At 39.7% G+C, this 10,579-nt stretch carries 12 protein-coding genes, 2 pseudogenes and 1 other annotated feature; of the genes and pseudogenes, 5 read left to right on the forward strand and 9 right to left on the reverse strand.

Going from position 1 to position 10,579, the window contains the following annotated elements; genetic code table 11:
* From B4W83_RS09060 to B4W83_RS09070, 3 genes are read right to left on the reverse strand one after another with little or no spacing between them, the layout of a single operon-like run.
* Nucleotides 1-888 carry an RluA family pseudouridine synthase gene (locus B4W83_RS09060; protein WP_000403212.1) on the reverse strand — a complete coding sequence of 296 codons (888 nt, stop codon included), beginning with the start codon at nucleotides 886-888 and terminating at the stop codon, nucleotides 1-3.
* Complete coding sequence (gene lspA, locus B4W83_RS09065) at nucleotides 878-1,339, reverse strand: signal peptidase II (protein WP_000745672.1); 462 nt, start codon at nucleotides 1,337-1,339, stop codon at nucleotides 878-880. The genes B4W83_RS09060 and lspA overlap by 11 nt, the downstream gene beginning before the upstream one ends.
* On the reverse strand, nucleotides 1,336-2,244 hold the full coding sequence (locus tag B4W83_RS09070; RefSeq protein WP_001025687.1) for a LysR family transcriptional regulator: 909 nt from the start codon (nucleotides 2,242-2,244) through the stop codon (nucleotides 1,336-1,338). Before B4W83_RS09070 ends, lspA begins: the two co-directional genes overlap by 4 nt.
* On the opposite strand from B4W83_RS09070, the pseudogene B4W83_RS09075 reads away from it, so the two are divergent.
* A pseudogene (locus tag B4W83_RS09075) lies at nucleotides 2,237-2,442 on the forward strand (AraC family transcriptional regulator). The gene B4W83_RS09070 and the pseudogene B4W83_RS09075 sit on opposite strands and share 8 nt — an antisense overlap.
* 51 nt (nucleotides 2,443-2,493) lie before the next feature.
* Here the strand turns inward: B4W83_RS09075 and B4W83_RS09080 are convergent.
* Both B4W83_RS09080 and B4W83_RS09085 read right to left on the reverse strand, forming a co-directional pair.
* Complete coding sequence (locus tag B4W83_RS09080; RefSeq protein ID WP_000746011.1) at nucleotides 2,494-3,165, reverse strand: CPBP family intramembrane glutamic endopeptidase; 672 nt, start codon at nucleotides 3,163-3,165, stop codon at nucleotides 2,494-2,496.
* A gap of 41 nt (nucleotides 3,166-3,206) precedes the next feature.
* Nucleotides 3,207-3,428 carry an SP_0924 family bacteriocin-like peptide gene (locus tag B4W83_RS09085; RefSeq protein WP_000602445.1) on the reverse strand — a complete coding sequence of 74 codons (222 nt, stop codon included), beginning with the start codon at nucleotides 3,426-3,428 and terminating at the stop codon, nucleotides 3,207-3,209.
* A gap of 271 nt (nucleotides 3,429-3,699) precedes the next feature.
* On the opposite strand from B4W83_RS09085, the gene B4W83_RS09090 reads away from it, so the two are divergent.
* Genes B4W83_RS09090 through B4W83_RS13950 form a run of 3 tightly spaced genes read left to right on the forward strand, consistent with a single transcriptional unit; the run spans nucleotide 3,700 to nucleotide 5,243 of the window.
* The gene (locus tag B4W83_RS09090; protein ID WP_000593560.1) at nucleotides 3,700-4,509 is read left to right on the forward strand and encodes an HAD family hydrolase; all 810 of its coding nucleotides are present in this window, start codon (nucleotides 3,700-3,702) and stop codon (nucleotides 4,507-4,509) included.
* Entirely contained in the window at nucleotides 4,475-4,906 is a 432-nt protein-coding gene (locus tag B4W83_RS13945; protein WP_370596808.1) for a choline-binding protein C, read from the forward strand. Before B4W83_RS09090 ends, B4W83_RS13945 begins: the two co-directional genes overlap by 35 nt.
* Nucleotides 4,907-4,919: 13 nt before the next feature.
* A complete protein-coding gene (locus B4W83_RS13950) occupies nucleotides 4,920-5,243 on the forward strand; it encodes a choline-binding protein (RefSeq protein WP_007284892.1) in 324 nt (107 codons plus the stop codon).
* A gap of 39 nt (nucleotides 5,244-5,282) precedes the next feature.
* Here the strand turns inward: B4W83_RS13950 and B4W83_RS09100 are convergent.
* Nucleotides 5,283-5,826, reverse strand: a pseudogene (locus B4W83_RS09100) (transposase); the annotation flags it as partial.
* 436 nt (nucleotides 5,827-6,262) lie between these two features.
* Between B4W83_RS09100 and gdhA the strand changes: the two are divergent.
* Nucleotides 6,263-7,609: an NADP-specific glutamate dehydrogenase gene (gdhA, locus tag B4W83_RS09105; RefSeq protein WP_000199531.1), complete on the forward strand. Its 1,347-nt coding sequence runs from the start codon at nucleotides 6,263-6,265 to the stop codon at nucleotides 7,607-7,609.
* Nucleotides 7,610-8,038: 429 nt separating this feature from the next.
* On the opposite strand, the gene rplL is transcribed toward gdhA, so the two are convergent.
* The 3 genes from rplL to B4W83_RS09130 all read right to left on the reverse strand — a co-directional run bounded on the left by rplL (nucleotide 8,039) and on the right by B4W83_RS09130 (nucleotide 10,489).
* Complete coding sequence (rplL, locus tag B4W83_RS09115) at nucleotides 8,039-8,407, reverse strand: 50S ribosomal protein L7/L12 (RefSeq protein WP_001196965.1); 369 nt, start codon at nucleotides 8,405-8,407, stop codon at nucleotides 8,039-8,041.
* Between the two features lie 72 nt (nucleotides 8,408-8,479).
* A complete protein-coding gene (gene rplJ, locus B4W83_RS09120) occupies nucleotides 8,480-8,980 on the reverse strand; it encodes a 50S ribosomal protein L10 (protein ID WP_001287278.1) in 501 nt (166 codons plus the stop codon).
* A gap of 38 nt (nucleotides 8,981-9,018) precedes the next feature.
* Nucleotides 9,019-9,154, reverse strand: a sequence feature (ribosomal protein L10 leader region).
* A gap of 75 nt (nucleotides 9,155-9,229) precedes the next feature.
* Nucleotides 9,230-10,489, reverse strand: a complete 1,260-nt coding sequence (locus B4W83_RS09130; RefSeq protein ID WP_000862496.1) for a TRZ/ATZ family protein — start codon at nucleotides 10,487-10,489, stop codon at nucleotides 9,230-9,232.
* Nucleotides 10,490-10,579 lie beyond the last annotated feature (90 nt).

Below are 10,579 nucleotides of genomic sequence, written 5' to 3' on the forward strand. Positions count from 1 at the left end.
TTACTTCCTCAATCTCTCCAATGTTTCCTTAAAAATTGCTGGGATATCTGCTGTAAATTCTAAGGTCTCACCTGTTCTCGGATGAGTAAAACCTAGAGTCTTGGCATGAAGAAATTGTCCATGCCCCTTAAGTGTCTTACGAGGACCATAGACTTCATCCCCAGCAACTGGATGACCGATATAAGCCATGTGGACACGAATCTGATGGGTACGCCCTGTCTCTAGTTGCAACTCCACTAAGCTATAATCGCCAAAGCGTTCCAAGACGTGGAAACGAGTTACTGCAGGTTTCCCTTTAGCAGTCACAGCCTGTTTCTTACGATCTTTTTCACTCCGGCCAATCGGTGCTTCAATCACACCGCGATCATTGGGCAAATTTCCATGAACAATCGCCCAATATTTGCGGAGAGACTTTTTATCCTTGAGTTCTTGGGCAAGTGCTAGATGCGCCTCATCATTTTTAGCAATCATAAGAAGACCTGACGTATCCTTATCAATACGATGAACAATTCCTGGACGCAGAACCCCATTGATACCCGACAAGTCCTTAATATGATACATAAGGGCATTTACTAGGGTTCCACTAGTATGACCAGCACTCGGATGCACAACCATTCCCTGAGGTTTGTTGACAACAGCCACATCCTCATCTTGGTAGATGATTTCTAGCGGAAGATCCTCAGCCACATACTCTAAAACCTCTGGTTCTGGCACATGGTAAGTGACGACATCGCCCTCTTGGACAGTGTATTTAGCTTTCTTGACTTGGCCATTGACCAAGACCTGGCCTGATTTGATTTGTTCATTCGCGAGACTACGTGATAATTCTGTCAAATCTGACAAAGCCTTATCTAAACGCAGGCCACCAGTTTCAATTTTAATTTCCATTTATTTCCTCTTTTAGCATTGCAATCAATAAAATAATCACTCCAACAGTCAGATAGCTATCTGCCACATTGAAAATTGCAAAATTGATAAAGTCAAGGTGAAACATATCCACAACAAAGCCCTGACTGACCCTGTCAATAAAGTTTCCAAGACCACCCGCGATTATCAGAGTCAAACCCAAGACCATCCAGAATGAGTCCTCCATGTGCTTATGTAGATACCAAATGGCACCTACCACGACGACCAGGGTAATGACAGCGAATAACAACTGCTGATCTTGTAAGATAGAAAAGGCTGCCCCTCGATTTTGCAGGTAGGTCAAGCTAACGAAATTGGGAATCCAGGAGCGCACTTCACCCAGTGGAATCTGTTGGACGATATAGGATTTAACTAACTGATCCAGCGCAATCAAAAGCAGTACAATGACTGCCACTATTCCTCTTTTTTTCATGATTTCCTCTTCTGATTAAAATATTCTTGCATGACTTCTACGAAAAGAGTTCCAGCTTGACTCAGCTCCACTTCTTCACGTTTAACATAGACCATGCGGTTATCTAGGTTATCCTTGAGACGAATAACTGTGATGCCATTCACACTGTCACTATCTAAAAATCCAGAACCTGTCGCATAAGCGTCCGTCCGCTCCAAAATACCATTCAAAGTAGCACGGTCTGTCACATTAAACATCTGCGAGCTCGCGCTGGTATCAACAAAGTTCTCTGAATAATAAAGATACTCGTCTTTCTCTTGCGTGAAACGAACCGTTGGTAGATCCGCTAAATCCTCCATGACCAATTCCTCTTTCTGAGCTAAAGGATGCCCCTCACGGAGATAAATATGGGTATGGAAGGGAATTAGTTCAATAACCTCTAGGCCTAACTTTTCAACCCGTTGCATAATCCCTTTTTTATTTTGATTATTGAGGTAGATAATCCCAATCTCACTGTGACCTTGCGCTACTTCGTCTAAAATTTGAACAGTAGTTGATTCAAAAATACGGAAGTTCTTATAATCAGGATAGCGCTCTGAAAAGGCCGTAATGGTTGGTGGCAAGAAGTCATAGTGCTGACTGGCAATGGAAAATTCATCCTTTTCTTCCTCAGGATGGGCATACTGATTTTGAAAAATATCAAATCCTTTAACCAATTCTTGCGCTTTTTCATAGAATTCCATACCACGACGAGTCAAGAAAGTCCCTGAGCTGGTCCGACGGAAAATCTTAAAACCCAATTCTTTTTCCAAATCACGAACAGAAATAGACAGACTCGGCTGACTAACATACATCTTTTCAGCAGCTTCACGAAAAGTACCGCTATTGGCAATGGCCACAACATAGCGTAATTGTTGAATGTTCATCTTCTACCTCCAACTTCTTTATCTTTTCATTATACCATATTTTAGAAGTTTTCCAAAAAGGAAAAAAGAACATCCTATTCTTCTTAACCTTCTTAACTATCTTCACTATCTGCCTTTCTCAAGCCAACCTTATTTTCAAAATCAATTCAAAAAATAACTGGATACACACCACTCCAATATCGAAAAGAAAAACGTTGACTATTTGTGAAAAAAGAAAATGCCGGAAAGTTCCGACATTTTTTTAGTAAGCTAACTTCCTGAAAATAGGAGTAACCATACATTCCAGAAGGCAGTGATATTGATGAGAATATGAACTAGTATTGGATAGTAGAGATTTTTTGTCATGCGATACAGTAGAGCTAAAATGAGACCTCCACTAGCATAAATGAAAAAAGCAAGAGGAGTTAAAGCAAAATTGATATGAATATAACCGAAAATAATAGCAGAAAGCAAGACATCTCCGTACCAAGGCGAGTTTTTGAAAAAGGTTGTCATAAGCACACCGCGATAAATCAATTCCTCAGCAATAGGGCCGATGAAGCAAGCCATGAGCAAGAAATAGGGTAATTCCTGTCTCCCTATCATTTCTATCGTTTCATTCAAAGAAATTTGATTTGAAGACGAGGGTATGAAATAAGACAAGAGGACGTCAGACATATACAAAATGATGTAACCCAGTAAAAGGTAGATAAAGTGCCTCAGCTGCCATTTGAAATGAAAAGTCTTCTTTCCTGCAAAAACTAGTAGATAGATGACCGCTAATAAAAGACCTCCACTCTCCATCCAAAGCAGAATCTGAAAAAATTCACGACTTGCTGGTAGATAGGGCTTTGCGAGGTGATTGAAAATTCCCCAAAACCAAGTTGATTTGTAAAAAATTAAGGATAATGCTAGTAAAATCTGAATAATCCGTTTTTTCATATTAAATCCTCTGTTTTCTCCATATTCCTAATAAATTTTACTTAAAATCTCGCAGGACTTCCTTTGCAAAGATGATTGCCTCCTCCAATATATCCTAAATCATAGGTTCCTCTGGGACAAAATCCATGAACCGGCATAGTTAATACCGGCTCTATTTGCCAAGGAAAATAACCATTAGGTTCTTTTCCATAGGGATCTGCTCCACCTTGTATCAGCTCTAATTCTTCATTTGTTAGATTTATATTTTTTGTCATTAAAATCATGATATATTTCCTCCGTTATTGTTTAGATTAGTTGAGTAATCTGATACTCATACCTACTTACAAAAAACTATTATATTAAGTTGGTTTTTTAATTTGTCTAGTTGCAACGTTGACAAGTTTAGTATAACATATCTTGGCCAAATATCCTCTTCAAATCATGAATTGTCATCAAAACGTCCTAAACTGCAAAATCAATTAGCTCCTGTCCCTTTGACCGTCATCTTCTCCAAAATATGTTATAATAATACCAAAAGATAAAGAAGGAAGACCTATGATTAAACTACTAGCCTTGGATATGGACGGAACCCTCCTCGATGAAGCCAAGGAAATTCCACAAGCTCACATTACTGCTATTCACCAAGCTATTGAAAAAGGTGTCAAATTGGTTCTTTGTACGGGTCGCCCGCTTTTCGGTGTCCTCCCCTACTACAAAAAACTGGGGCTTGGCCTCCAGAATGAGTATGTGATTGTTAACAATGGTTGCTCAACTCACCAGACAAGTGACTGGGGACTAGTTGACTGGCAAGAACTTAGTCCAGCAGACATCGAATACCTCTATGATCTAGCTGAAAAAAGTGATGTTCAGTTGACTCTTTTTGATGAGAAACATTATTTCGTCCTCGGTGGCAAGCCTAATCAAGTCATCCAGAATGATGCCGACCTAGTCTTTTCAGACTTGACTGAAATTTCCCTTGAGGAAGCGACTAGTGGTAAATATCGTATGTTCCAAGGCATGTTTTTGGGCAACGAAGAACAAACAGACGATTTTGAGCAGCGTTTTGCTGAGGAACTCTGCCAACGATTCAGTGGAGTTCGTTCGCAGCCTGTCATTTATGAAGCTATGCCACTTGGAACGACCAAGGCTACCGCTCTTTCACGATTAGCAGAGATTTTGAAGATTGATTCCTCAGAGATTATGGCCATGGGCGATGCTAATAACGATATCGAAATGCTCCAGTTTGCAGGGATGGGCATTGCAATGGGAAATGCAAGCGATTATGTCAAATCTCTTGCGGATGCCGTTACAGCAAGCAACGAAGAAGACGGTGTTGCGCGTACCATTGAGAAATATATTCTATAAATCTCGTAGCGGAGCAAATGTCTCTGATCAAACTGGACACTACGAATCCTTAATCAATCCAGAATTGACCTATATGGGTTTGGCAGCCTTTGAAAACCCTGTTACTCAAAATGGATGGATTACCGTTGCACAAAGTTTCGGAACATCATCTGGTGGCTCTGAAGAATTAGCTGGTGGTTATGGAAAAGCCATTCAATACATAGAAGCCTACTCTTCTCAGATTCAAACATTTGCGACTAAGGCGAATCTTTTTGACAAAAATTTGAAGGCTATCGGAACTCATAAAATCAAAAATGAAAATAAGAGTACAACGAATAATTCCTACAATTTCTTTAACCAAATGCAAGAAGTAGGTAAAAGTATGGGTTTTTGGCGACAAGCTGGCTCGCGTTGGTAGTTTATGCAACTTGATGGGATCTTACCCTTACAATCAGTGGGCAAAATTAGATAATATCTGGTATCGCTTCGATAGTTCAGTCTGGATGCAAGCAGGTTGGTTGAAAGACGGTGAGACTTGGTACTATCTCGACGGTTCAGGTGCTATGAAAACAGGCTGGATGAAGGTATCTGGCAAATGGTACTATGCTTATAGCTCTGGTGCTCTAGCAATCAATACGACTACACCAGACGGTTACCGTGTTAATTACAATGGGGAATGGGTAGGATGGTTTAACTACAACAAAAATACTCTATACTATCTCACAGTGAGTAGTCTTCACTTTCAAATAGTATAGAGATTTTTATTTACCTAGTATAGCTCTTATCTTAGGTGTTTATAACAAACTGAAACAAGAGTGGGACAAAAGAGCCTCGTAAAAGGTATTGCAACTTGGTAATACCTTTTTGAGGTGCTTTTTGATATGAGCACATGTCTTCTCAATAGGATTGTACTCAGGTGAGTAGGGAGTAAGAGGTAAAAGTTTATGCCCAAACTCTTCACACAAGAGTTCTATCCTAGCTATTCTATTGGAATCTTGCATTATCCATAATAATAACCGATGGTGTGGTTAATGTTGGTAAGAGAAACTTCTGAAACCATGCTTCAAAAAAGTCGCTCGTCATCGTCTCTTCGTAAGTCATTGGAGCGATTAACTCACCATTTGTTAGCCCTGCAACCAAAGAAATCCTCTGATATCTTCTTCCAGATACTTTACCTCTTATTATCTGACCTTTTAATGAGCGACCATACTCTCGATAAAAATAAGTATCGAATCCTGTTTTATCAATATAAACAGGTACTAGATGCTTTAAACTATTAAAATTCTTAAGAAATAAAGCTACTTTTTCTGGGTCTTGTTCATAGATAGTATAGTACTTTATGGTTACCGAACAAGTCTAATGAAAAAATTCTGATGATAGTTCTAAATCACAGTAACCGCTTGGGTTCCATGATCCAACTCCAGCAAGACATCTATACTTGTATAGAAAATCCTGCCCTGAATAAGGAGATGTAAATATTGCTTTCCTCCAAAATGATCATAGTTTTACTGGCAAATCTAACATATCACGGATAAATTAACAAGTGATTTCTGAATTGCTAAACATTTTCTTTTCTTATAGCATATTTTTAGATTTTCTCTTTGAGAAAGATATTTACAAGAAAAAAGTTTGATTTTTATCAGTTCAAGAAAAGCTGAAACCAAAAAACAAATTGAAAGAATTTTTAGAAAATTTCTGTTTTTTTCTTTACAGTGAAAAAAAATTCTGCTATAATGACTCATGTAATAAAATATGACAATAAAAGGAGAACGATATGACATCTGCTAAAGAATATATCCAAAGCGTGTTTGAAACTGTAAAAGCTCGTAACGGGCACGAGGCTGAATTCCTCCAAGCTGTTGAAGAATTTTTCAACACTTTGGAACCTGTATTTGAAAAACACCCTGAGTATATCGAAGAAAATATCTTGGCACGTATTACTGAGCCTGAGCGCGTGATTTCTTTCCGTGTTCCTTGGGTTGACCGTGATGGAAAAGTTCAAGTAAACCGTGGCTACCGTGTTCAATTCAACTCAGCTGTTGGACCATACAAAGGCGGACTTCGTTTCCACCCAACTGTAAACCAAGGGATCTTGAAATTCCTCGGATTCGAACAAATCTTCAAAAATGTCTTGACTGGACTTCCTATCGGTGGAGGTAAAGGTGGATCAGACTTCGATCCTAAAGGTAAAACAGATGCTGAAGTGATGCGCTTCTGCCAAAGTTTCATGACTGAATTGCAAAAACATATCGGACCATCACTTGACGTACCTGCTGGTGATATCGGTGTAGGTGGACGCGAAATTGGTTACCTTTATGGTCAATACAAGCGTCTTAACCAGTTTGATGCTGGTGTCTTGACTGGTAAACCTCTTGGATTTGGTGGTAGCTTGATTCGTCCAGAAGCAACTGGTTACGGTTTGGTTTACTACACTGAAGAAATGCTTAAAGCTAACGGTAATAGCTTCGCTGGTAAGAAAGTGGTCATTTCAGGTTCTGGTAACGTTGCTCAATACGCTCTTCAAAAAGCAACTGAACTTGGTGCAACTGTTATCTCTGTATCTGATTCAAATGGTTATGTCATCGATGAAAACGGTATTGACTTCGATCTCTTGGTAGATGTTAAAGAAAAACGTCGTGCTCGTTTGACTGAGTATGCTGCTGAAAAAGCAACTGCTACTTATCATGAAGGTTCTGTATGGACTTACGCTGGAAACTATGATATTGCGCTTCCATGTGCTACTCAAAACGAAATCAACGGTGAAGCAGCTAAACGTTTGGTTGCTCAAGGCGTTATCTGTGTATCTGAAGGTGCCAACATGCCGAGCGACCTTGATGCCATCAAAATCTACAAAGAAAATGGTATCTTCTACGGACCTGCCAAAGCTGCCAACGCTGGTGGTGTAGCCGTTTCAGCCCTTGAAATGAGCCAAAACAGTCTTCGCCTCTCATGGACTCGTGAGGAAGTTGATGGACGTCTCAAAGACATCATGACAAACATCTTCAACACAGCTAAAACAACTTCAGAAACATATGGTCTTGATAAAGACTATCTTGCAGGAGCAAACATTGCTGCATTTGAAAATGTAGCAAACGCTATGATTGCCCAAGGTATTGTTTAAGATTCATTTGCTTAATCCTCAATCGCTTCGATTGGGGATTTTTATCTTGAGTTAAACGGTTGGGAAATTCTAATTTAATTAAATTAAATGAAATAAAAACCGAACAAATTGATTGCGGAATTCAAACCAATTTCTAACAATGTTTTATAAAACTCAGTGGACTATTCTAAATTCAATCTATTTTATACTTTTCGAAAATCTCTTCAAACCACGTCAGCGTCGCCTTACCGTAGATATGTTACTGACTTCGTCAGTTCTATCTGCAACCTCAAAACAGTGTTTTGAGCAGCCTGCGGCTAGTTTCCTAGTTTGCTCTTTGATTTTCATTGAGTATTACTTACTCGCCAACTTCTTAAACAAAAAGAAAAACCACTACTCCTAAGAATAGCGATTTAATCATGTTTTTAAGCTACTAATGTAGTCGCTCTATTATTTAAGAGTAACTGAAGCTCCAGCTTCTTCCAATTTAGCTTTGATTTCTTCAGCTTCTGCAGTTGCAACGCCTTCTTTAACAAGTGCTGGTGCACCGTCAACAAGTTCTTTAGCTTCTTTAAGACCAAGACCTGTGATTTCACGTACAACTTTGATAACGCCAACTTTTTTGTCGCCTGCAGATGTCAATTCAACGTCGAATGAATCTTTAGCAGCACCAGCGTCAGCAGCACCAGCTGCAGCAACAGCTACAGGAGCAGCTGCAGTTACACCAAATTCTTCTTCGATAGCTTTTACAAGGTCGTTCAATTCAAGGATTGAAGCTTCTTTAATTTCAGCAATAATGTTTTCAATGTTCAATGCCATTGTTATTTCCTCCAAATATGTTTTAAATTTATAATAGATTTTCGTAGCTAGGCTACGCTACGTAGCTTAAGATTAAGCTGCGTCTTCTTTGCTTTCTGCAACCGCTTTGACTGCAAGAGCAACGTTGCGCACTGGCGCTTGAAGTACAGAAAGGAGCATAGAAAGAAGTCCTTCGCGGTTTGGAAGAGTTGCAAGTGCAAGAATCTCTTCTTTAGATGCGACAGCGCCTTCGATTGCACCACCTTTGATTTCAAGTGCTTCAGCGTTTTTAGAAAAGTCGTTCAAGATTTTCGCTGGTGCAATAACATCTTCGTTAGAAAATGCTACTGCAGATGGTCCAACGAATACTGATGCAAGATCTTCAAGACCAGCTTTTTCAGCTGCACGACGCAAGATTGAGTTTTTAATGACTTTATACTCAACTTCGCTTCCACGAAGCTCACGACGAAGAACTGTATCTTGCTCAACTGTCAAACCACGAGCGTCTACAACGACGATAGATGCAGCAGCTTTCATTTTTTCAGCTACTACGTCAACTAGTTCCGCTTTTTTAGCAATAATTGCTTCACTCATTAGTGTGTTCACCTCCGTAATTATTTTGCTTGGGGAATTTTTCCAAAAGAAAAACGCGCCCAAACCTAGACACGAAAGTACAATACGCTTCTTTTTACATGATACGTTTTGTCCTCGGTAGGATATTTATGAGTCGAGCTCCCCTACTGTCTTAGGCAGTTTTTTCAAACCGTATATAAGTATAGCATAGTCAAAAAAAGAATGCAAGATTTTTACAAACTTTTTTTAAAATTTTTCGTGATTTTTCTTCTAAAGTTCTACTGTCAGAACTTGACCTTGCTTAACAACCTGTTCTCCAGCAATATAGACATCATCAACATCACTGGATTTGACAGCATAAACTAGGTGAGAGAGCATATTTTCTTGAGGTTGGAGATGGATTTTGCCTTGTGGTTGAATAACGAGAAAATCTGCCTGCTTGCCGACTTCTAGACTTCCTATCTGATTTTCCATTCCTAGAACCTTAGCCCCTTCGATTGTCAGTGCCTTGAGAGCTGTTTCGATAGGAAATTGGCTGGCATCTCCACTTTTCATCTTCTGAAGAAGGGCTGCAGTCCGTCCCTCCTCAAACATATCAAGATTGTTATTGGAAGCGACCGAGTCAGTCGCAATTCCGACTGCTACTCCTGCTTTTTGGAGCTGGATAATTGGAGCAATTCCTGATGCCAGTTTGAGATTACTGATAGGATTGTGAGCAATAGCCACTTGAGAAGTTGCCAAGCGTTCAATTTCTCGCTCGTTTAATTCGACCCCATGAGCAAAGACAGACGGATGATCTAAGTAACCCAGTTCTTCTAGAAAGGCGAGGGGGCGTTTGCCGTATCGTTTCAGGATAATGCCTGATTCTTCCTTGGTCTCCGCCACATGGATATGGATTGGAATAGCAAGCTCTTTTGCCATTTCCAAACTCGCTTCCAGCAAGTCTCTACTGCAGCTATAGGGAGAATGAGGTGCTACCATAACCTTGAAATTTGGATTTTTATATTTTAAGATTTCGTCTATGATGGATCGAGTTCTGCTTATAGTCTCAGCAGTTGTTTCTGTCTCTGAAGAAAAAAGAGTCGGAGAAAAATAACAACGCATCTTGGAATCTTTCACTGCCTGATAAATCTGCTCAATATTCACACCATTGGGATTATACATATCATTAAAGGTTGTTGTTCCTGACTGGAGTATCTCTGTCAGAGCTTCTTTGACCGCCTTAGTAGTCATGTCGGGAGTAAACTCAGCTTCTGCTGGCCAGATATAGTCATTGAGCCATTCATGGAGATTGCTATCATCCCGAATTCCTCTCAAACCTGTCATAGCAGAATGGGTGTGGCAATTGACCAACCCAGGCATAATCCAAGCTCCCTGATAGTCTATAATCTGCTCAGCTTGCTCTAAAAACGCTGGCTTATCTTGACCGACATAGACGATTTGAGAATCCTTGACTGCTAAGATTCCATCAAGATAAACATGGAAATCTTGATCACAAGTCACGATATTTACATTCTGAAAGACTTTCATTATAGGCTCCTTTTCTAAAAGACAAGTTATACTCTCTTCAAACTACTTCAGATTCACTTTGCCGTAGGTGTGGTTACTGACTTCGTCAGT

Origin of the sequence: Streptococcus pseudopneumoniae ATCC BAA-960 = CCUG 49455, from assembly GCF_002087075.1 — a bacterium.
In the GTDB taxonomy this organism is placed as follows: Bacteria; Bacillota; Bacilli; order Lactobacillales; family Streptococcaceae; genus Streptococcus; species Streptococcus pseudopneumoniae.

Coding starts and splice junctions, on each gene's coding strand:
- B4W83_RS13950 (WP_007284892.1), top strand. CDS start 4,920: ATGGGATCTTACCCTTACAATCAGTGGGCAAAATTAGATAATATCTGG.
- B4W83_RS09080 (WP_000746011.1), bottom strand. CDS start 3,165: ATGAAAAAACGGATTATTCAGATTTTACTAGCATTATCCTTAATTTTT.
- B4W83_RS09090 (WP_000593560.1), top strand. CDS start 3,700: ATGATTAAACTACTAGCCTTGGATATGGACGGAACCCTCCTCGATGAA.
- B4W83_RS09130 (WP_000862496.1), bottom strand. CDS start 10,489: ATGAAAGTCTTTCAGAATGTAAATATCGTGACTTGTGATCAAGATTTC.
- lspA (WP_000745672.1), bottom strand. CDS start 1,339: ATGAAAAAAAGAGGAATAGTGGCAGTCATTGTACTGCTTTTGATTGCG.
- B4W83_RS09085 (WP_000602445.1), bottom strand. CDS start 3,428: ATGATTTTAATGACAAAAAATATAAATCTAACAAATGAAGAATTAGAG.
- gdhA (WP_000199531.1), top strand. CDS start 6,263: ATGACATCTGCTAAAGAATATATCCAAAGCGTGTTTGAAACTGTAAAA.
- B4W83_RS09060 (WP_000403212.1), bottom strand. CDS start 888: ATGGAAATTAAAATTGAAACTGGTGGCCTGCGTTTAGATAAGGCTTTG.
- B4W83_RS09070 (WP_001025687.1), bottom strand. CDS start 2,244: ATGAACATTCAACAATTACGCTATGTTGTGGCCATTGCCAATAGCGGT.
- rplJ (WP_001287278.1), bottom strand. CDS start 8,980: ATGAGTGAAGCAATTATTGCTAAAAAAGCGGAACTAGTTGACGTAGTA.
- rplL (WP_001196965.1), bottom strand. CDS start 8,407: ATGGCATTGAACATTGAAAACATTATTGCTGAAATTAAAGAAGCTTCA.